Here is a 23,648-nt window from a genome sequence, read left to right on the forward strand (position 1 = left end):
AAATGAAAAAAATAAGTATAGCATTATGTTTTTTGCTTCTTAGAGGTATCATGATACCTCTGTGGGGGCAGGAAAAATTGGATAGAGGAGTAGTTGCCGTAAAATCTTCCGACGGAGTGTTTCTGTCCTGGCGTAGTTTAGTTACTGATGCCAGAAAATTAGGCTTTGACATCTATCGGGATGGAGTCAAAATCACGACTACTCCTGTGGTAACTACAACCAATTATGTAGATAAAGACGGTACTATAGCTTCTCGCTATATGCTTAAAGGGATACTGGATGGTACAGAGACTGAAACTACAAAAGAAGTGTCCGTCTGGGCGGAACAATATAAAAGAATTCCTCTAAAGCGTCCGGGAGGTGGAGTGACTTTACCTTACGATGTTGTTCAAACGGATAAAGATAAAACGCGTGAAACTTATCCGGATGGGCAGGAATATACTTACACTCCGAATGATTGCAGCGTGGGGGATGTTGACGGAGACGGGGAATATGAGATTATAGTGAAATGGGATCCGACCAACTCACGCGATAATTCTTTCTATGGATACACAGGCAATGTTTATCTGGATTGTTATAAGTTGGACGGAACTTTCATGTGGAGGATTGATCTTGGTAAGAATATACGTGCCGGAGCCCATTACACTCAATTCATGGTGTATGACTTTGATGGTGACGGTAAAGCCGAAGTAGCCTGTAAAACGGCGCCGGGAACTATTGATGGGCAGGGGAAATCTGTAATTATGGGGAGTGATGATCCCAATGCCGACTACCGCTCTTCCGGTAGTAAAGCGGGAATTGTGGTGAATGGCCCTGAGTATCTGACTGTTTTTAGCGGACAGACAGGAGCGGAGATTTCGACCATTGCTTACAGTCCTCTTCGTGGAAACATTAATGATTGGGGAGATGGGTACGGCAACCGCTCGGAACGTTATCTGGCATGTGTGGCATACCTTGACGGAGTAAAACCAAGTTTAGTGATGTGCCGTGGATATTATGCACGTACAGCACTGGCCGCTTATGATTTTGACGGAACAAAATTGACAATGAGATGGGCTCATGATTCTAAAGTATCCGGTTCGGGAGCTTATGGACAGGGAAACCACAACTTGTCGGTAGCAGATGTAGATGGCGACGGATGTGACGAGATCGTTTACGGAGCGTGTGTCATCGATCAGGATGGGAAAACACTGTATCGTACCGGTTTAGGACACGGAGATGCTATTCACTTGTCCGATTTGGATCCCGATTTGGATGGTTTGGAAGTATTTTCTCCTCATGAAGAAAAAACGGCAGCTTATGGGTATGAGATGCACTCTGCCGCAACAGGCGAGATTATATTTGGTGAGAAAACCGGAACGGACGTCGGACGTGGGATTGCTGCGGATATAGATCCTGCCCACCGTGGGTTTGAAATGTGGTCGACTGCCAATGGTAATGTATACGATTGCAAAGGGAATATCATAGCCAGTAAGAATCGCCCTTCAGTTAACTTCAGGGTGTATTGGGACGGTGATTTGCAGGACGAACTGTTGGATGGAGTTAAGATTGATAAATGGAACGGCACGAAAGCGAACCGTATGATTACTCTGTCCGATTACAGCAATGCCGCTTCCTGTAACTCTACCAAAGCCACTCCCAATTTGAGTGCTGACATATTGGGGGATTGGCGTGAAGAAATTATCTTATGGGATTCAAAGACTTGTTCCGATCTGTTGGTCTTTACCACTATTATTCCTACTGAATATAAGATAACCACTTTGATGCACGACCCTGTTTATCGCATGGGAATAGCCTGGCAAAATGTGGCTTATAACCAACCTCCTCATTTGGGTTACTATCTGGGAGATCAGGATACGGAAAATGCTTCATTCGCAAAGAAGGGTATTGGTTATCTGAACCAGTCGATAGACCTGGGTGAAGCGATTTCACCGATTTCATATTCATGGAAGAATGCGGAAGATGTAAAAATAGCAGGACTGCCGGAAGGGCTTAACGTTGTCGTAGATAAGAAGGAATGTTTCTTCACGATTGAGGGAACTCCTCAGGCAACAGGTACGTATGCGTATACCATAGAGAGTGTTGGTGGACTTACCGTAGCTACTCTCTCCGGATCGATTAAAGTGAAAGCTCCGGTGGTATTGAATGAGTTAGCTTATTTCTCATTTGATGAAACAACCGGTACATCCGCCGTCAATTCGGTATATGGAAAGGCTGAGGCTGTAGGTTTCGTTCCCACATGGATAAACGGGATTCGCCAACAGGCATTGGAACTGCCTGCAACTCCTGCAACCCGTAGAATGGAACAGCCCTCTTACGATCAATTACGACTGGGCACCGGGGATTTTAGTGTTGAACTGTGGTTTCGTTCCAACGGAGGCGATGGGGTAGACTGGTATCTGTTCCACAAAGGTAGCCATGCGAAGAATGCTTCGACCGGTGCTACCGGGAAATGGGTAGGATTACAGTACAAGAATGGAAATCTTACCTTTGGTATTGACGATGATGTTACGAAATCCAATCTCGATATTCCTGCTACTCAATATTTCAATGGTGAGTGGAATCATGTAGTCTGTGTTCGTGATGGTGAAACCAAAACGTTGAAAATGTATATTAATGGAGTTTTCCAAGGTGAGGTGACTGACAAAACCGGTGATATTTCAGAGTCGGAATTATTTGTTATTGGTAACTGTAATGTGAACTTCAATACTCCCTTTACCGGGGCAATTGATGAGCTTCACGTCTATGGAGGAGCCATGAGTGCCGCCAAAGCAAAGGAACGTTATGAGCTTAATAAACCAACCGGCATCTCGGAAGAAACGGTATTCCACTCTGATCTGAACATTTATCCGCTTTATTTCAAGGATGAAATAACGGTTGAGTTCCCGGCAGAGATATCCGGATGTACTACAGTTTCGATGTACTCTTCTACGGGTACACTTGTTCACCGCATTGCCTATGTGGTAGACGGAGGAGCAGTACTGTACATCAGCGGATTGGACAGTTTGCCGAAAGGTACTTATCTTATTGTAGTGGAAGCAGGAACAACGAAGTTTGTGAAGAAACTATTAAAGTAATAACATTTGATTTGTTTTCTATGGTACACGGATAAGGCAGATAGAGGACGGATGACGACGGATAAGATTCTCTACTTTTGATTAATAAATAAATAAAATCCCCGTTGTTTCTGCCTTTTCTGTCTTATCTTTGTGCTATATAAAAACACAGAATTTTAATTGTTCTATACAGAGTTTAAAACAATTGAAATTCTGTGCTTTCTGTAGTAAACTGATTTACACTGTTAATTTTCCTATTTGAGATGAAGTATATATTAGCTTTCTGGTTTATTTTTCTCTTTCAGGCGGTCTTTGCCCAGTCTACACATCGCCGCTATCTTTCCGGTACGGGATTGAATCACACCGTGATGTGGGATTTCTATTGTTCCGATGGGAATAATAGCCGTCGGTGGAGTAAAATCGAAGTACCCTCACAATGGGAATTACAAGGCTTTGGTACTTATACCTACGGACGGTGGTACAAAGAAAAAGGGGTGAAGAATCCGAGTATGGAAACTGGAATTTACCGACACTCTTTTAAGGTACCGAAGGAATATACCGGACAGACAGTGCAAATCGTTTTTGATGGGGTAATGACTGATACTGAAGTTCTGGTGAACGATTGTGTAGCAGGACCGATTCATCAAGGAGGTTTTTATCGTTTCTCCTATGATATAACCAGGCTCCTGAATTTTGGGGGCAAGAACCGGTTGGAAGTACGCGTCAGTAAGCATTCTGCCAATAAATCGGTAAATGCTGCCGAGCGTAAAGCTGACTGGTGGCTGTTTGGCGGTATCTATCGTCCGGTATGGCTTGAAATAAAACCAAAGGAACATATCGATCGGGTTGCAGTGAATGCTTTGTGTGATGGACATTTGTTGGCGGATGTCTATTTGTCAGGAGCAAAATCCGGTTATTGTTTATTGGCAACTGTTGAGAATCTAAAGAGTGGCGAATTACTCAAAGAACATTCTTTCCAACTGACAGATAGTGCTACTTTTTACCGGTTGGATACTCAATGGGAGAATATTCTTCCCTGGACCCCTGAGTCTCCGAATCTTTATCTTCTTAAATTAAAACTGCTCAATCGGAGCGGGCAACTATTACATCAACACCAGGAACGCATCGGGTTTCGTACGGTAGAGTTTCGTCCTCGGGACGGAATTTATGTCAATGGTGTGAAGATTGTAATGAAAGGTATCAACCGTCACTCTTTCCACCCGGATGGTGGACGCACTACGAATAAAGAGATTAGCGTGCGGGATGCTTTGTTGTTGAAAGAGATGAATATGAATGCTGTCCGTTCTCACTATCCGCCTGATACACATTTCCTGGATGCTTGTGATTCGTTGGGGCTTTTTGTTATTGATGAATTGGCTGGCTGGCAAAATGCTTATGATGAAAATGTAGGCAAACGTTTACAACGGGAGATGATTGTCCGTGACGTAAATCATCCTTCTATTGTACTTTGGAGTAATGGGAACGAAGGAGGCTGGAATTCTACTCTTGATAAGCATTTCTCGGATTATGATCCTCAGCAACGGCATGTAATTCATCCCTGGGCCGATTTTAACGGGCTGGATACACATCACTATCCGGCGTATCTCACCGGCGTAGCCCGTTTTACTAATGGCTATAATGTCTTTATGCCTACCGAATTTATGCATGGTCAGTACGATCAGGGACATGGAGCCGGACTGGAAGATTTTTGGGTAAACTACACTTCTCATCCTCTTTTCGCCGGTGGCTTTATGTGGGCATTTTCCGATGAAGCTGTCCGCCGGACAGATCAGGGCGGACGATTGGATTCTGATCGGTTCAATGCCCCCGATGGGATTGTTGGACCTTATCGTGAGCGGGAAGGAAGTGTATATACAGTACGCGAAGTCTGGGCTCCCATTCAGTTCCGGCAATTGTATATCACTCCTTCTTTTCGCGGAGAATTTGCTATCACCAATACCTATTTATATACTAATCTCCGTGATTGCCGGATGAATTACCGTCTTCATCGTTACCCTTCACCTTTGCAAAAGGAGGTTGATGGCTGTTGCATTGATAGCGGAGAAGTTCGTTTACCGTCTCTCGCCCCCGGTGAAACCGGATATGCACACATGCAGTTGCCTTCCTGCTTTTGGGAGGCAGATGTGTTGGAATTGGAAGCTTTCGGACCGGATGGTAAGAGCCTTTGTAACTGGACATGGCCTGTGCGTTATGCCGATGAGTATTTGAAGCGTGAAATGTCTTCCTTTCTAACTGCTAATAAGAATATGGCTTCTTTAAGTCAGTGTGATTCGCTGGTGACATTAAGTAATAATGGGATTGCTGTTTCTTTTCGGAAGAGTAATGCCACTATTGCCAAGGTGGTAAAAGAAAAAACACATATCGAAGTTCCATTAACCAATGGTCCTCTTCCGGTAGGCATGAAAATGGAATTGGTTCGTTATTCCACTCGTTTGGAGGGAAACGATGCGGTGTTCTGTGCTTATTACCGGGGTGGCGTTGACTCTATACAGTGGCGCCTCTCGGCTTCCGGCCTGTTATCTATGGATGCTGTATTGCTCAATCGTGCTTCCGGCGGGGGCGGATTTGATGATGCTTTTATGGATGAGGCTGTATTGAATCTTGGTCTGACCTTTTCTTATCCTGAGACAGCTTGTGCCGGGATGCGCTGGTTTGGACGTGGTCCCTATCGCGTATGGAAGAACCGGGTGAAAGGAACCAATTATGCTGTTTGGCAAAAAGAGTATAACAATACGATAACCGGAGAGAGTTTTGAGAATCTGGTTTATCCAGAGTTTAAAGGATATCACGCTAATTTTTATTGGGCTACAGTGCAGAGTCGCATTGCTCCTTTTACTGTTTATTCTTCTACCGATGGACTATTTCTCCGTATGTTTACTCCACAAGAGCCTTTCGGTAGGCAGGATGGGATTAATACGATGCCCGATTTTCCTTCCGGAGACATCTCTTTCTTATTAGATATTCCCGCTATCCGTTCATTTAAACCGATATCACAACATGGACCACACAGCCAGCCGGGAATTGTGCGTATTAAAAAAGGGGATGAAGGACTAAGCATCAGATTGGTTTTTGACTTTATGTAGTATCGAAAGTTATATCCATTGGTATAATGTACCAATGGATATAATACTTTGAGAATCGTTTGGAATGTACTAATTGCAATGAAAATCAGATCCAATACTTCATATCATATTTATATTAGTTATCGAAATAAGCATTATCTCTCATACATTGTATACGCTCACCACACCTTTTCTTCTTTTTAAATTAGATTTATTTCTGCCTATATTATTGAAAAACAGTTGATTAATGAAATACTTTCTTTATGTTATAAAAGTCCGTATTTAAGTATGTGTTAAATGTACACTTTTGTATGATAAAAGTACGTACTTTATGTATACAAAAGTGTACACTTTTGCATGTGTAAAATCTATAGTTAAAGAATAGTGTTAATTGTGTTAATGAAAAATAGATGATAAAGCTATATTTTATTGATCGTTTTGTGACCAGCTAACATCGGTAGATTCAATTTTTTTCATTTCTGAATTAAATAGTAGTGTTTTTAGAAGATTATTTTTATCTTTGTCTGTTGTTTCTTACTATTTATATATTATGATAGGGTACGTATGACTAAGAATTATAACGATTTAGGAGTTGAATTCAAGTATCTGATAGTAAATGATATGGATCGCAAGTTCGGTTTGTGGGTCAATACTGTGGGTTTTCAGTCTATTTTGCCGGACTCCCCTTATCCATTGAAAAATCATCCTTCCGGTTATTTTTTTAATACCAGCAAAGGTCGTATTCTGCGCGAATATCAAATAGTATATATAACGAAAGGACGAGGCTTATTTACTTCGGAAACAACCCCCGAAAAGCAAGTTTGTAAAGGACGGTTAATGGTGCTTTTCCCGGGACAATGGCATACGTATCACCCTTATCAGCAAACCGGCTGGAATGAATATTATATTGGTTTTGAAGGCCCGGTAGTTAATAATTTGTTCGGAGAGGGCTTCTTATCTAAAGACAATCAAGTTCTTGAAGTTGGATTAAATGAAGAGTTGGTTTCGCTCTTCTCCCGTGCATTGGAGATTGCAGAGCAGGATAAGATTTCAGCTCAGCAATATCTTTCGGGTATTGTAATGCATATGCTTGGGATGATTCTTTCTATTTCGAAGAATAAGATTTTTGAGGTAGGAGATGTAGACCAGAAGATTGAACAAGCTAAAATTATTATGAATGAAAATGTCTTTAAGGATATTGATCCGGAGGAATTAGCAATGAAACTGAATATTAGTTATTCGTGGTTCCGCAAGGTGTTTAAAGACTATACGGGCTATGCTCCGGCAAAATACTTCCAGGAATTGAAATTACGCAAAGCAAAACAACTGCTGGTGGGGACCTCCCAATCAGTTAAAGAAATTTCTTTTATGCTCGATTACAAATCTACTGAGCATTTTTTCTCATTATTCAAAAAACGTACAGGTTTTACTCCGTTGGAATATCGCTCTTTTGGACGCGAAACGGATGTTTCAGAAGAAGAAATCGATTAAATCAAAAAGGACAGTTGAAAATCAGAATGATTATTAACTGTCTCTTTTTCTGCTGTTTTATGGCTTAAAAAGCGCATATTTTCTTAAGGAAAATCAAAAATGAAAGTGTTTCTGTCAAAAGTTGCATATCTGTAGATTATAAGACCCCTTATATTTGCAGACACAAAATCTGTGTTCGATAACGGAGCATGCTTTGTTAAACTTGAATTTATTTATTATCAAATTATATATTAATAATCTATGAGAATCTTACGCAAAAACCTCTGCTTATTGATGCTTCTGTTAATAAGCTGCCCTCTAAGCATTTTTGCTCAGAACAAGACAATTACCGGTACGGTTCGCGATGCGATGGACGTGGTGATTGGTGCTTCTGTAACTGTGAAAGGCAACAACTCTGTCGGTACGATTACCGATATTGATGGTAATTTTAAACTCTCGGTACCCGCTTCTGCCAAGGAGTTGGTTGTTTCATTTGTAGGCTATGACAATCAGACTGTATTAATCGGCAGTAAAACTCACTTTGATATTACATTAAAAGAATCCAGTGTGATGCTGGACGAAGTAGTGGCTATCGGTTATGCGAAAGTAAAACGTAGAGATCTTACAGGAGCTACCTCTTCTGTTTCGGCAGGGGAATTGGCAGCTGTACCTGTAATGACTGCAGCGCAAGCCTTGCAAGGTAAAGCAGCCGGTGTGAATATCGTGACTGCCGGTGGTGCACCGGGTGCAAAAGTGGAAGTGACGGTGCGTGGTGGTACCTCTATTACGCAAAGTACCAAACCTCTTTATATTGTAGATGGATTTGAGATGGAAGATGCACTAACAAACATTGACATTAATGATATTGAGAATATCGATATCTTGAAAGATGCTTCTTCTACGGCTATTTATGGGGCGCGGGGTTCAAACGGTATTATTCTGATTACTACAAAATCGGGGAAGAAAGGCAAAACACAGGTGACTTATAATACTTATTTCTCGTTTGACAAACTTTCCAAGAAACTGGATATGATGTCTAATGCTGAGCAGTTTACAAAATATCAGTATGAGTTGGCAGCACTTCAGGGTGGATTGGCTAACTACAGTAATGTTTTCGATAATAGTTTAGGTGTGGATGCTCCTGATTTTTACACCGGTGCTTATGGTCGTATTGCTGATCGCTATGCCGGAGTTTCTACTCTCGACTGGCAGGATGAGGTTTTTGGTGGCTCTGCCCTGACTCAGTCTCATAATGTAAATGTGACTGCCGGTACAGAGAAAACTCAAGTAATGTTGAGTTACAACTTCAACGGACAGGATGGTTTGCTGGCTAATCATGGTATGAAGAAAAGCGCTTTTCGTGCTAAAGTCAATTCAGAACTTTATAAAGGTGTACGTGTGGATGTGAACACGATGTTTTCTAACAATTCAGTTGATGGTGGCGGTGCTTACTCGGGTATGAAGAATGTATTGCTTCAACCCATTATTGGTGGTACGCTTTTTACTCAGGATGAATTGCTACATACACAGACTTATCCGGACTTTTCTGCCTTGGATTCCAGCTTCGATACAGCCAATCCGCTTGTACAAAACGAGGCTTCCACTTCTAACAAACGTTCTCGTATTTATACGGTCAATGCAGGTCTTGAAATTGATATTCTGAAATACTTTACCTGGCGTACAGCCGGTAGTTATACCTGGACAAATTCCAAGTCTACTTCTTTTGCTGATGAAAACTCTACTTCCTATCTGATGGATCAGAATACGGGTATGAATGGTAGCATTGAAAACAAAGAATCTTATAAATGGCAAATCACCAATACGCTGAATTATAATCAGACATTTGCCAAAAAACATAAGGTAAATGTATTGTTGGGACATGAAGTCACTTATTCTGAATCTGAAGGAAATAAAATGGAACTTACTAAGTTCCCTTATCCTAATATCTTTGGGTTGGATAAGATTGATAATGCTACCGTAAAATCAAAATCGGTAAGCCATTCGCGTAATGGGATTGTTTCTGCTTTCGCACGTGTAAATTACTCCTTTGATGAGCGTTATTTGTTGACTGGTACGGTTCGTGGTGACGGTTCTTCCAGATTTGCAAAAGGTAACAAATGGGGTATTTTTCCTTCGGTATCCGGTGCATGGCGTATTTCGGAAGAAGGCTTCTGGAAAGATAATAAAGTGGCAGATGTTGTCAATAGCTTTAAGTTGCGTGTAGGTTACGGTACAACGGGTAACTGTAACATTAGCGATTACATGTATGTCACTTCTTTTAAAGAGTCTGATTATCCGATGAATAATACGGTAGGCTCTCCTGTTTATATTGTAGATGAAACTTTAGGAAATAAGAAATTGAAATGGGAGACTATGCGTTCTACTAATATTGGTTTGGACTTATCTTTCTTCAATAGTCGCTTGAATATTACTGCTGAATGGTATAACAACCAAGTAGACAACCTGTTGTTGAAGAGTGTGATTCCTTCTTCAACCGGTTATAAGAATCAATTCCAAAACATTGGTAAGATACGTAACCGCGGTTGGGAAGTTTCAATCAATACGGTGAATATACAGACCAAAGATTTCCGTTGGACCAGTGATTTGAACCTGGCTTTCAACCGCTCGAAGGTTCTTTCTTTGGAGAACGGGATCGAGAGCAAGACTTTCTCTGTCGGCAGTAACCGTTCGGGTATGGTGAACTATTATGCAAAAGTAGGTGAAAGTTTAGGCGATATGTATGGCTATATTTATGAAGGTGTGTATACAACGGATGATTTTGTTCAGGGTACAGACGGTAAATTGGCGCTGAAAGATGGTGTTGTCAGACCTGAAAAGGGAACACCGCAACCGGGTGATATTAAGTTTGCTGCGAATGGTGTGGATAAAGACGGTAACCCTCAGTTCACTAAAAAAGAGACTAAGATTGGTAATGGTACTCCTGACTGTATTGGAGGATTCAATAATACCTTTAGTTATCACGGATTTGATTTGAGCGTTTTCATGAAATTCTCTATTGGTAATGATGTTTACAATGCCACCAAACACAGTATGAGTCCTTATGCTGCTTTCCAGAATGTACCTACTGAATTTGGCGATCACTACTATCGCATGATCGATCCGCAGACCGGCAAACAGGCTACTACTTTGGAGCGTTATAAAGAACTGAATCCGAATGAGGCTTCTGCCACATGGAATCTGAGTAAAACAAATTCCGGTTATATCACTTATCCTTCTTCATACTATGTGGAAGATGGTTCTTACCTGCGTATTGCACAAGTGACACTGGGCTATACATTGCCCAAAGTATGGCTGAAGAAGTTTATGATTTCTAATGCACGTCTTTATTTCACAGCCAATAATTTGGCAACGATTACCGGTTACTCCGGTTATGACCCTGAGGTTTCTGCTGGCAATGACCAGGTTGTTTGTACGCCGGGATATGACAGTTCTACTTATCCGCGTTCAAGAAGTTACGTCATTGGTCTTAACTTAACATTCTAAACTTAAGCATTATGAAAAAGAGATTATTCAATACAAAAAAGAAATTAGTCATTTTGTCTGTAATGGCACTTTCCATGGGAATGACGTCATGTGCAGACTGGCTCGAAATGCCTTCTTATACATCAGCCGATTCTGAAACAGTATTTAAAAATGAGGAAGCTGCCGAATTATTCGTGACAGGTTGTTATCGGGGGATTATTCCTACCGAAATGGTCTATCAGTTGATGGCAGGTGAAACTGTAACCCACTCCAGTGAGGACGGTACGACTAACAACGGAAAATACAATATTTGTAACTGGTTTTATGATTCAACCTCTCCTTATACCGTAACTACGCTTTACAATGAAGAGTACGGTGCTATTGAGGCAACTAATATTGCCATCAAGAATCTGAATATGATGCCGGAGACTACCAAGCGTAACTCTTTGTTGGGTGAAGCGCTTGCACTGCGTGCTTTTGCCTATCTTAATCTGATTAGCATTTATGGTGATGTTCCTGCAAACTGGCAACCTCTGGAAGATATGGATCCGGATGATGAATCGACTTTCTATCCTAAACGTACGTCTCGTGATGTCATTTATGACCGTATCGTTTCAGACTTGCAGACTGCTGCAAATTATATGCCCTGGTTCGAAGAAAGTGGTTTTGCTACTACCGAACGTTTAACCAAACAGAGCACTTTGGCACTGTTGGCACGTGTGGCTCTTTATGCCGGAGGTTATTCATTGCGTTGGAATCTTGAAACGAATGATCCGGCTACATTGAAAGTTTCCCGTCGTAGTGATGAAGCTCGTGTACGTGAACTTTATCAGATAGCCGACAAAGCTTGTAGCGATATCATAGAGCATGGACAGAACTCACTGGTTCAGGCAGAAGGTGGAATGAGTGGTTTTCAGAATTTATGGTATAATTATTGTCAGCGTAAATTCACCAGTTTGAATAAAGAGATTCTTTGGAGTTTGGCACAGTATGGAGCAACGACGAACTCAAAGTTTGGTTTGTATGCACATCCGGGTACCAGAGGGGGTACGTATGGTTCCCGTAAGGCGATGCAATTCATTTTGCCTACTTACTATTTGTCTTTTGAAGAAGGTGATGCACGCCGGGATGTGACTTGTACTTCTTACAGTATTTATTTTCTGGAAGGTGGTGCAAGTAATGATACCTGGGTGGACGTAGGTACTACTTATTCATGTATCATGTCGGGTAAATTCCGTATCCCCTGGTGTGTGGCACCCGAATCTGATGCAAACAAACGTAATGTAAATATTCCTATCATACGTTACTCTGATGTATTGCTGATGTATGCTGAAGCTCAGAACTACTTGAATGGTGCTCCGACTCAGCCAGCTAAGGATGCTTTAAAAGAGATTCGTGATCGTGCCGGTGTAGGGTCGTTACCAATACCTACTGATCCGCAGGAATTTGAGGATGCTTTGGCTCAGGAACGTAAATGGGAATTTGGCGGAGAACTTTCACTACGTACAGATTTGATCCGTATGGGACGTATTGCCAAAGAATTGGCAGCAACAAAACAAGCGATGAAAGACCTTTCTGATCGTAAGAACAAATATGCAGATGTGCCGGTATATCGTTTGTATAAGTTCCATAAAGATGCACAGACTTATGGCGATACTTTCCTGGCAATTGATTATATTGAATTGACCGATGATAACGAAATTGCAGTAGCAAAAGCTGTGCCTACCAATAAAGCTGAATATGATGCATTCCAGACTAAACTGGCTGAAATTGTTCGTGCACACGGCATTGCAGTAAATGCAGGCGATAAATGGTACCCGGTTAATATGTTTGAAGCCTATACCAGCACGTTCAATGGTAATGCTCGTAAGGCTGTAGGCTTTGGCAAAGGCTTCAATGCACTGCAAATTGGTAAGATCATTTATCAGAAACCTACAGGCTCTGCAGAAAACGGTGGTAAATATCCCGACTGGATTGAAGCTGCTGACGGTAGTGACGGTCTTTACTATGGCTATAAGGAAAATTGCTCTGAATTGTTGCCTTTTGCAGCTAAGTCTGCCGGTCATCCACTGGTTGACAATCCGAATTTGACACAACATCCCGGATATAAATAATCAATTCTTTCTTTTGTGATTTAAGTTCACAATAAATCAGATCCTCTGTCGCTAATCTATTTCGGTGGCAGAGGATTTTTTTCTCCGATAGATTCTTTATAGGTGTCTTTGGGTGGTCAGTAAAGCAAATCTCTTAGTCTTTCTGCCAATCTGTACAGAGAAAAATCCTATAGAAACCTTTATCTTTGTACTCATCAACATCCTGAATTTTTATCAACTATATTAAATACCATGAAAAAACTGTTTTATTCTTTGCTTGCATTGACATTGGTAAGCTGCGGTTCGAAGAAGCAAACGCCCATTGACCGTGAGGCACTTGTTAATCGCAATTCTCCTCAGGTAACAGCTTTTGATTCTCTTGCATCCCTGTCAGTTGGAAACGGTGAATTTGCATATACTGTAGATGCTACCGGTTTGCAGACATATCCGGAGCTCTATACAAAAGGTGTACCTTTAGGTACACAAAGCCAATGGGGGTGGCATGAGTTTACCAATCCGGAAGCTTATAAACATGAAGAAACCCTGAAAGATTATGATTTTGGCCGTGGCCGCATGGAACCTTATTCCGTACAGTTCAATGAAGCAGGACGTCAGAAAGAAGCAGCCAACTGGTTTCGTGTGAATCCACATCGTCTTCATTTAGGGATGGTAGGTTTTGATTTTGGACGCGACTCTTCCTCACTTTCGCAGATTACAGATGTGAAACAGACACTTGATCTCTGGAAAGGAGCTGTCAATAGTAACTTCAAGTTAAATGGGACTCCCGTTGAAGTACAAACGGTTTGTCACCCCGAAGCAGATATGCTGGCAGCCGTTGTTCGTTCTGCTGCACATCCGGCTGTGAACTTCCGTTTTCCGTATCCGACAGGCGGACATTGTGATGATGCCTGTAAGTGGGATGCTAATGATAGACATTCTACCACTATTGTTAGTCAAGATGGGCAACAGGTTGTGCTGAAGCGCACGCTGGATGCTACCACTTATTATGTTACGATTCGCTGGGAAGGTAAAGCTTTCTTTGGCGAAAAGGATAAAAATTACTTTGTGCTTACTCCCGAAGAAGATACATTGGCTTTTACTTGTGCTTTCACACCGGAAGGAGCCTCTACGGAGACTGCAACTGCAGTACAAACCGAACAAAAGGCTGCTGAATATTGGACTGCTTTCTGGAAAAATGGTGCGGCAGTTGACTTTTCTGCCTGTACGGATACCCGTGCCAAGGAATTGGAACGCCGTGTGGTATTGAGTCAATATCTTCTTGCTATCCAATGTGCCGGAACAACCCCTCCACAAGAGACTGGGCTGACTTACAACTCTTGGTTTGGCAAGTTTCATCTCGAAATGATTTGGTGGCATCAGGCTCAGTTTGCATTGTGGAACCGTGCAGAATTGCTTGATCGTACATTGGGTTGGTATGAAACAGTAGAACCTGTTGCCCGTGAAATAGCTCGTAGACAAGGTTTCGATGGAGTACGCTGGATGAAGATGACCGATCCGAGTGGGACAGAAGCACCGTCTAAGGTGGGTAGTTTCCTGATTTGGCAACAACCGCACTTTATTTATCTGGCCGAATTATTGTATCGTAATCATCCGTCGGATGAAGTGATAAATAAGTACAATCGACTCGTACAGGAGACTGCTCAGTTTATGTATTCCTTTGCTACATATGATGAATTGGAAGGCCGTTTTGTATTGAAAGGAGCCATTCCGGCACAAGAAACGCTTCGGGCTGCCGAAACTGTAAATCCTCCTTTTGAGTTATCATATTGGCATTTTGCCATGGAGACAGCGCAGAAATGGCGTGAACGTGCCGGCGAAAAACGTAATTTAGAGTGGGATGAAATGATTGATAAACTTTCTCCATTGGCTTATAATGAAGATAAGTTGTATTTGGCTGCCGAAACAGCAACTGATACTTACAAAGATATTCGTTTTACTTCCGACCACATGGCGGTACTGGGTGCTGTGGGTGTTTTGCCGATGAATAAGCTGATTCGCGACGACTATATGAAAAATACTCTGCACTGGATATGGGACAACTGGAACTGGGGTAAGACCTGGGGATGGGACTATCCTATGACGGCTATGAATGCAGCCCGTTTGGGTGAACCGGAAAAAGCAGTAGGTGCTTTACTGATGGATAAACGTACCAATACGTATTTGGTAAATGGACACAATTATCAGGATGGTCGTTTGCGGGTTTATCTGCCGGGAAATGGTGGCTTGTTGACCGCAGTGGCTATGATGTGTGCCGGTTGGGATGGTTGCCAGACAGAGAATCCGGGCTTCCCGAAGGACGGAACGTGGAATGTACGTTGGGAAGGACTGAAGCCGATGCCGTAGAAATAGTGATGAGTGATTAGTGATAAGTGATTAGTGCCGTGCGGGATGACAGCGCAGCCTACTAACCACTTATCACTAACCACTAATCACTATTCATTCATCACTTATCACTACTCACTAATCACTATTTTCATGCTTCGATACTTATCTTTTATACTGTTGGTCTTTTTCGGTTTGTCGTCTGGTTGTGTTATGGCACAGGGGGCGGTGAAACGAATAGGCGACTTTATTGAATCAACTTCTTATAATGATCATAAGCGTGGGGCTGCCCGTAGCCTGCAGTATCGTCCCGAAGGGGACGATTTTGTTTGTGTGAACGGTAAGAATCGTTATACCCGCGCACTTTATGGTAGCTCTTCTGCTTTTCGCTTGGAAACAAGTGACCGTCCTGTGTTTGCTACCTATGATAAGCGAAATAGTAAAAACATCCGTTTCAGACTTTCTATACCTGCTGATTACTCAGTGATGCTGGATTCTGTGGCTTATTGTGAGGCACGTTACACACCTGGACGCCGGACATATCATCTTACAGATCCGAATTGGGGGAAAGGAGAACTTCGTATTTCTGCCTTGGCTTTGCCGGAGGCTGATGGAGCTATCTGGAAGATAGAACCTTCGGGGTTTTCTTCCGGTGCTGTGCTTACTGCCATTATTTCTGAAATAAAAGCACGGCGATTGAATCGTAATGGGGACATGGGAGCCGATCCGGCAGATAGCTTTGAGGCACCTGCCGATCCTCAACAGATGCAATGTCATGATATCCGTTTGAAAAATGGTACGAGTTATTTATTATTTGAAGACTTTTCTCTGCAACTACTGGATAAGAAAGAGGGCCATTGCTTGTATGATGCCGCCGAACAGGCACGTGCTACGCTGGCTTCCCGTGTTCATGTGGAAACACCTGATGTCTATCTTAATACATTGGGAGGAGCGCTTGCTGTAGCTGCCGATGGTATCTGGGATGGTGAAGTATGGCTACACGGTGCCGTGGGATGGCGTATGCCACTTAGTGGCTGGCGTGCTGCTTATACCGGAGACGCGCTTGGCTGGCATGATCGTGCCCGGACGCACTTCGATGCGTATGCTGCCAGTCAGGTAACTGAAGTCCCGAATACGATCCCTCATCCGGCTCAGGATTCTGTACTGAATCTGGCACGGTCTGAAAAGCGTTGGGGAACCCCTCAATATAGTAATGGATATATTTGCCGTAATCCCCGCAAGAACGATCAGATGCATCACTATGACATGAATCTTTGCTATATTGATGAACTCCTCTGGCACTTTAACTGGACAGGGGATGTTGCATATGCCCGTCAGATGTGGCCGGTACTTGTTCGTCATCTGGCGTGGGAAAAACTGAATTACGATCCCGATAATGACGGGCTTTATGATGCATATGCCTGTATTTGGGCCAGCGATGCGCTGTATTATAATAGTGGTGCTGTCACTCATTCATCAGCCTACAATTACAGGGCTAATAAACTGGCTGCCCTTATTGCAGAGAAGATAGGAGAGAATCCTGCACCTTACCGTGCCGAAGCAGAGAAAATACTGAAAGCCCTCAATGACCGCCTCTGGTTATCTGATAAAGGTCATTGGGCCGAATATCAGGATTTCATGGGACATCGCCGTTTGCATGAATCTGCGGGGGTATGGACCATCTATCATGCACTCGACAGTGAGGTGGCGGATCCTTTTCAGGCCTATCAGGCGACACGTTATGTAGATACGGAAATCCCTCATATACCGGTTCGTGGCGAAGGATTGAACGACGAAGGATATGCAACGGTTTCGACCACGAATTGGTTGCCTTATTCATGGAGTATTAACAATGTGGCTTTTGCTGAGGTAATGCATACAGCATTGGCTTATTTTCAGGCGGGTCGTGCCGAAGCGGGATATAAACTGATGAAGAGTTCCGTACTTGATGGTATGTATCTGGGAGATAGCCCCGGCAATTTCGGACAGATAAGCTTTTATGATGCTGCACGTGGAGAGTGTTACCGCGATTTCGGTGATCCGATTGGAGTTGCTTCCCGCTTGCTGGTTCAAGGTTTGTTTGGCATCTTGCCCGATGCAATGAACGGGCGGATTTTGATTCGTCCCGGTTTTCCTATGGATTGGGAGAAGGCAGCTCTCTCTACTCCGGATATTACCTACAGTTTCCGACGTAAGGGGATGAAGGATACTTATAAGATTGAACAACATTTTACAACCCCGTTGGCGATCACTTTACAGGTAAATGCCCTTCGGGAAAATATAGAATCGGTGAAGGTGAACGGACAATCTGTTAAATGGGAATTTATAGAATCAGCTTCCGGGCATCCGGTGATAGCTGTGATGACTCCTGTCATTGTTCGGAATGCAGTCATTGAGATTGTTTGGGGAGGAGATGCGCTTTGTTCTGTTTTCGAAGGTGGGTCAGAACTGCTTCCCAACCAGGACTTGTCTTTACCTGCCTTGAAAGGAGTTGTTTTGAATAAACTATATGATCCGCAGGGAGTGTTTACAACTTCTTCAATTGATAAGAGCGTATTGAAAGGAAAAGTATCCGGTCAGTCGGGATATCATACATTCTTTGTACATGTACAACAAGGGCAAATGCAATGGTGGCAACCTGTCGATGTGAATATAAAGCAAGAGGATGTATCGGTTATGCCTTCATTTACCCGGGTGAAGACCGCTGTTTGTGAACCGGTTAACATGGAGATGGTATTCAATGCATCGGTTACGGATATATATCGGAATGAATATCTTTCTCCGCGTTCTCCTTATACAACCTTACAGCTTCCCAAACAGGGAATAGGTGAATGGTGCCATCCTACACTGACTGCTGATATTGATGACTCAGGGATGCGGGCTCAGGTTCGTAGCGGATTGTTATCTACCAGTTTGGGTGTTCCTTTTCGTACCCCTGCCGAAGGAAAGAATATCGCCTTTACCTCTTTATGGGACAATTATCCTGATAGTCTGACTATACCGCTCACCGGGAAAGCATCCCATGCCTATCTGCTGTTGGCAGGAAGTACCAATCATATGCAGTGCCACATTGCCAATGGGGTTATTCGTGTACATTATGCAGATGGTACTTCAGAAACATTGGAGCTTATAAATCCGGACAACTGGTGTCCTATCGAGCAGGACTTCTATGTAGACGGGATTGCTTTTTGTCTTCAAACGCCTCGTCCGTATCGTTTACATTTCAAATCGGGACTGGTTAGTAATAACCTTGAAAAGGACTTGAATATTACAGGGGTTTACGGCCGGCCTATCGATGGAGGTGCCGGAGTACTACTTGATATGTTGCTCGATCCGGCTAAAGAGCTAAAGAGCCTGACGCTGGAGACGCTATCAAACGATGTTGTCATCGGAATAATGGGAATCACCTTACAAAAATAAAATTATGAACCGTATTGTATTAAATGAAACATCCTATTTCGGAGCCGGCTGCCGTAGTGTAATTGCTGTAGAGGCTGCCCGTCGTGGATTCAGGAAAGCTTTCTTTGTCACAGACAAAGATCTTATTAAATTTGGGGTGGCTGCTGAGGTTATCAAAGTGTTTGAAGTTAATAACATTCCTTATGAACTCTACAGTGACGTTAAAGCAAACCCGACTATTGCCAATGTACAGAATGGTGTGAAGGCTTATAAGGCTTCCGGAGCCGACTTTATTGTAGCTCTGGGTGGTGGCTCTTCTATAGATACTGCTAAAGGTATTGGTATTGTGGTGAATAATCCGGAGTTTGCCGATGTGAAATCTCTGGAAGGTGTTGCCGACACAAAACACAAGGCTGTGCCTACCTTTGCATTGCCTACCACTGCCGGAACGGCTGCTGAGGTAACCATCAATTATGTGATTATCGATGAAGAAGCCAAAAAGAAGATGGTATGTGTGGATCCTAACGACATTCCCGCTGTTGCTATTGTTGACCCGGAATTGATGTACTCTATGCCGAAGGGGTTGACAGCTGCTACCGGAATGGATGCATTGACTCATGCTATTGAAAGCTTTATTACTCCGGGAGCCTGGGCAATGAGTGATATGTTCGAGCTGAAAGCTATTGAAATGATTGCTCAGAATCTGAAAGCTGCCGTAGATAACGGAAAAGATACTGCCGCCCGCGAAGCTATGTCGCAGGCACAATATATTGCCGGTATGGGATTTTCTAATGTAGGTCTGGGCATTGTTCACTCTATGGCTCATCCGTTAGGCGCTTTTTATGACACTCCGCATGGTGTAGCCAATGCTTTGCTTTTGCCTTATGTAATGGAATATAACGCTGAATCTCCGGCTGCATCAAAATATATCCGGATTGCAGAAGCGATGGGGGTAGATACGGAAGGTATGACCGAAGCGGAGGGCGTAAAAGCTGCTATTGAAGCTGTAAAAGCCCTTTCTCTTAGTATTAATATTCCTCAGAAATTGCATGAAATCAATGTGAAAGAAGAAGATATCCCGGCTTTAGCCGTAGCGGCTTTTAATGATGTATGTACGGGGGGGAATCCACGTCCTACTTCTGTAGAAGATATTGAAGCACTCTATCGCAAAGCATTTTAAAGTTGATTGTTAGTTTAGTACGGACATCCGGATATGCACATATGCATGTTCGGATGTTTTGTTTTGTGAAGCGAAGCTAACTACTTTTGATAGCCATCCCAATGTACTTCTGATAATTTTTCCTAAAAACAGATAAGCCACTCATAAAGAGTGGCTTATCTACTAATTAGTCGGAATGAGGCGACTCGAACGCCCGACCCCTACGTCCCGAACGTAGTGCGCTACCAACTGCGCTACATTCCGCTACTTTAAGTGGTGCCACCAGTAACCGAAAATCGGTTTATATAGCACTATTTCTCAATAAGTTATATCTTTATTACGATGTTAGTCCCTTGAATAAGGTTTTCACAACTTTGCACCGTTCAACACAAGTTTGTGTCTTAGGTTCGATTTCTGCGTGCAAAGGTAGATATTTATTTGGAATTATCAATATTTCCAAGAACTTTTTTTTGTATTTACTACTAAGAGTCTGTTTGAATTTTGTTCAGCATTCTTTTAGGAGTTGTTTTGAGGATTTTTCTCTGTATCATTAAGAAGAATTGCAGGCTATGTGACGGAAGGTTTTCAATATCCATGAAGTATATAGAAAGAACTTTAGTCGAAATGTCAGGTATCAATTTTCCCAATAGATTGAATCGTAAAGGAGTATTTTTGTCGAGCAATATGTATAACTACATAAACCCCACTGGTTTCGAAACGTGCAGCTACATTACAAATAGGGTAAATTTCAATAATGGATTGTTTTGATGAAAAAAACTCTTCAATATTAGACTTACTGACATAGGGCTGTCATAGAAGACGCTATCTTTGTATCAAAAAGTATTCAACTTAATATTATAGAATATGAAAAGATTATTTTTATGCTCATCATTTGCTGATGTTGCTAATCTATTTGTCGATTGTGCCAAAGAAGATTTGCAAGGGAAAATTATAGCTTTTATACCAACTGCAAGCCTTACAGAACCAATACGATTCTATGTAAAAAAGGGGAAAAAGGCTTTAGAAGAAGCAGGAATGATTGTTGAAGAAGTCGAGATTACCCAACTGCCCAAAGAGGAAATATCTTCTATATTGCATAAATGCGATTATATCTACATAACAGGTGGAAATACATTTTCCCTTTTGCAAGAGTTAAAAAGAAAAGGTGTTGATAAAATTATATCTAAACAAGTGAAATTGGGTAAACTGTATATTGGGGAATCTGCCGGAGCAATAATAGCCTCTCCCGATGCAGAATATATGAGAAGTGTGAATTTTGATCCAATAGAAAAGGCTCCTGAATTGAAAGACTGTACTTCTTTAGATTTGGTCGATTTTTATACGATTCCCCATTATGGAAATTTTCCATTCAAGAAAAAAGGTGAAAAGATAGTTCAACTATATAATGAGAAGTTGCAGCTTATTCCTATAAGTAATAAACAAGCTGTTATTATTGAAGATTCAAATATTCAAATTAAAGATGCAAAATGAATAGAATAGACCGTATTTCTGCTATATTGATTCAGTTACAATCGCACTCGTTAGTGAAAGCACAGCAAATTTCAGAACGTTTTAATATAAGCATTCGTACTGTATATCGAGATATAAGAACATTGGAAGAGGCAGGCATTCCTATCATAGGAAATCCCGGTATTGGTTATTCACTTGCAGAAGGATTCAAATTATCTCCTCTAATGTTTACTCAAAAAGAGGCTTTGTCCTTTTTGATTGCAGAGAAATTAGTACATGAACTAACTGATTCAAATAGCAACGAACATTATAAGTCTGGAATAGAAAAGATTAGGTCTGTCATGCGTTTTGCAGACAAAAATATGTTAGAAACAATGGAAAAGTGCATGTCTGTATTGGATACTTATAAATCATCTACCTATAAACCTGATATTCTTTTACTTATTTTACAAAGTATATACCAAAAAAGAATTATTGAAATATCTTATTTGGGAAGTAATGCGTTAAGTGTTTCAGAACGAAAGATTGAAGCTGTTGGAATTTTCTTTTCGAGAACTAACTGGTATCTAATAGGCTTTTATCTTCCCAAAGAAATCTATCTTACATTTCGGATAGATAGAATTCAAAAAATGCACATTCTTAATGAATTACAATCACGGGAACATCCTCCTTTGGAAAAATTCATACGCGAGTTTTATGATAAAGAAAAATTACATGAAATCGTTATAAGAATAGAAAAGAATAAAACCTCCATAATGAATGATGATAAATATTATTACGGATTAACATCTGAGAAAGAGATAGGGGATATGTTTGAGCTTCATTTTCTAACATTTTCAATCAGTAAGTTTGCACATTGGTATCTGTCTTTTGCAGATAGTGCAACTATAATAAGACCAGATTCTTTAAAATATGAAGTTAAAAATATTATCAATAACATTTCTATTTGATTGCTGTCAAATAGTATTTTTAATCGACTAAATGAAAAAAATATTCGACCAAAGATTTTTCCGCTTATTGTCGGAATGCTCACAACGTAAAGTGTCTGCATCTGAATTTGCAGAAGCTATCGAAGAATTGGCGACCCATGTAGCCGATTTCAGTATTACAGAACAAGATTATAGCATTTTACTCCGCTATTTCTCTTTTGGTTTGTATCGTCTTAAATCATACCGTGTATGGTTTGAGCAGGAAAAAAATATCCTATTTGTATCTAATTGATGAAGCGATAGGGCTATTGAATACCGAAATACGCCTAATCGAATGGCGTATCAAGTACCCGGAACAGTTGCAGCAACGCACCAACAAACAAGCCCTTTCCCCTCTCTATCTCGCTGACAGAACCACTCTTATCAATATCATGGAAATAGTTAGCGGGTTGTTCCTTTCCCAAAAGATTGTGTATCAAAATGGCAAGCCTGTTTATTTAGTGGACTTGACGAAAGCCTTTGAATGGCTTTTCAATATCAAGATAGGTGACTGTTACCAAAAGCATGAGGACGTGATAAAACGAAAGCCGGGCAAGCTGACAGAGTTTCTTAATGGACTGGCAGAGCTTATTCGCAAGGAACATGAAAAGAAAGGGTACAGATAACCAGCTGTTTATGACTTATTTATAGGGGATTCCATTAGTCCCCCTATAATTTCTTTGCACCTGTTTTCTGAACTTTGCTTCATCAATCGATTGACAGACCATAATGTATAATCAGAAAAATGAAGCAATCATGTATATAGAGAATGACGATTTCAGCGTATGGATGCAGAAGCTGTACGCCAAACTGGAAGAACTCTGCAAGGATGTACGGGTACTGCGCAATGCCGACAGGGTGCTGCCCGAAGATGACAACCTGCTGGATAATCAGGATTTGTGCCTGTTGTTCAAAGTAAGTATCAAGACCCTGCAACGCTACCGGGCTATCGGTGCGCTGCCGTACTTCACAATCAGCGGAAAAGTGTACTACAAGGCTTCCGATGTCCGGGAGTTCATTAAGGAGCGGTTCAGCGTCACCACGCTACGCCAGTTCGAGAAAGAACACTGCACGAAGAAAAAGAAGTGAATTAAAAAGCCGGGGCGGTTCTGCTCCGGCTTTGC

General features: G+C 41.8%; 13 protein-coding genes and 1 tRNA gene. 13 read left to right on the plus strand and 1 reads right to left on the minus strand.

The genetic code is table 11. The features are described 5' to 3' along the window. Nucleotides 1-2 precede the first annotated feature (2 nt). The 8 genes from K8P02_RS21075 to fucO all read left to right on the plus strand — a co-directional run bounded on the left by K8P02_RS21075 (nt 3) and on the right by fucO (nt 20,107). Nucleotides 3-3,077, plus strand: coding sequence for a rhamnogalacturonan lyase family protein (locus tag K8P02_RS21075; RefSeq protein WP_025866766.1), 3,075 nt, complete (start codon nt 3-5; stop codon nt 3,075-3,077). A 242-nt stretch (nt 3,078-3,319) separates the two neighbouring features. After that, complete coding sequence (locus K8P02_RS21080; RefSeq protein ID WP_025866767.1) at nt 3,320-6,160, plus strand: exo-beta-1,4-galactosidase; 2,841 nt, start codon at nt 3,320-3,322, stop codon at nt 6,158-6,160. 543 nt (nt 6,161-6,703) lie between these two features. Next, the gene (locus tag K8P02_RS21085; RefSeq protein ID WP_002559072.1) at nt 6,704-7,630 is read left to right on the plus strand and encodes an AraC family transcriptional regulator; all 927 of its coding nucleotides are present in this window, start codon (nt 6,704-6,706) and stop codon (nt 7,628-7,630) included. Between the two features lie 240 nt (nt 7,631-7,870). Then, nucleotides 7,871-11,113, plus strand: coding sequence for a SusC/RagA family TonB-linked outer membrane protein (locus K8P02_RS21090; protein ID WP_002559073.1), 3,243 nt, complete (start codon nt 7,871-7,873; stop codon nt 11,111-11,113). 11 nt (nt 11,114-11,124) lie between these two features. After that, on the plus strand, nt 11,125-13,206 hold the full coding sequence (locus K8P02_RS21095) for a RagB/SusD family nutrient uptake outer membrane protein (protein WP_002559074.1): 2,082 nt from the start codon (nt 11,125-11,127) through the stop codon (nt 13,204-13,206). Nucleotides 13,207-13,437: 231 nt separating this feature from the next. Further along, nucleotides 13,438-15,549, plus strand: coding sequence for a hypothetical protein (locus tag K8P02_RS21100; protein WP_195349800.1), 2,112 nt, complete (start codon nt 13,438-13,440; stop codon nt 15,547-15,549). 132 nt (nt 15,550-15,681) lie between these two features. Beyond that, nucleotides 15,682-18,948, plus strand: a complete 3,267-nt coding sequence (locus K8P02_RS21105) for a DUF4450 domain-containing protein (protein ID WP_195349802.1) — start codon at nt 15,682-15,684, stop codon at nt 18,946-18,948. A 4-nt stretch (nt 18,949-18,952) separates the two neighbouring features. Beyond that, the gene (gene fucO / locus K8P02_RS21110) at nt 18,953-20,107 is read left to right on the plus strand and encodes a lactaldehyde reductase (RefSeq protein ID WP_007483768.1); all 1,155 of its coding nucleotides are present in this window, start codon (nt 18,953-18,955) and stop codon (nt 20,105-20,107) included. 170 nt (nt 20,108-20,277) lie between these two features. On the opposite strand, the gene K8P02_RS21115 is transcribed toward fucO, so the two are convergent. Beyond that, nucleotides 20,278-20,350, minus strand: a tRNA-Pro gene (locus K8P02_RS21115). Nucleotides 20,351-20,950: 600 nt separating this feature from the next. Here K8P02_RS21115 and K8P02_RS21120 point away from each other — a divergent pair. From K8P02_RS21120 to K8P02_RS21140, 5 genes are all read left to right on the plus strand, one after another. After that, on the plus strand, nt 20,951-21,577 hold the full coding sequence (locus tag K8P02_RS21120) for a Type 1 glutamine amidotransferase-like domain-containing protein (protein WP_025866769.1): 627 nt from the start codon (nt 20,951-20,953) through the stop codon (nt 21,575-21,577). Then, nucleotides 21,574-22,506, plus strand: coding sequence for a helix-turn-helix transcriptional regulator (locus K8P02_RS21125; RefSeq protein WP_004315355.1), 933 nt, complete (start codon nt 21,574-21,576; stop codon nt 22,504-22,506). The genes K8P02_RS21120 and K8P02_RS21125 overlap by 4 nt, the downstream gene beginning before the upstream one ends. A 31-nt stretch (nt 22,507-22,537) precedes the next feature. Then, nucleotides 22,538-22,777 carry a hypothetical protein gene (locus K8P02_RS21130; RefSeq protein WP_025866770.1) on the plus strand — a complete coding sequence of 80 codons (240 nt, stop codon included), beginning with the start codon at nt 22,538-22,540 and terminating at the stop codon, nt 22,775-22,777. Beyond that, complete coding sequence (locus tag K8P02_RS21135) at nt 22,731-23,150, plus strand: RteC domain-containing protein (RefSeq protein ID WP_025866771.1); 420 nt, start codon at nt 22,731-22,733, stop codon at nt 23,148-23,150. The genes K8P02_RS21130 and K8P02_RS21135 overlap by 47 nt, the downstream gene beginning before the upstream one ends. A gap of 130 nt (nt 23,151-23,280) precedes the next feature. Next, a complete protein-coding gene (locus K8P02_RS21140) occupies nt 23,281-23,613 on the plus strand; it encodes a helix-turn-helix domain-containing protein (protein ID WP_005646002.1) in 333 nt (110 codons plus the stop codon). Nucleotides 23,614-23,648 lie beyond the last annotated feature (35 nt).

The sequence above is a fragment of the Bacteroides nordii genome (assembly GCF_019930665.1).
GTDB classification, from domain to species: domain Bacteria; phylum Bacteroidota; class Bacteroidia; order Bacteroidales; family Bacteroidaceae; genus Bacteroides; species Bacteroides nordii.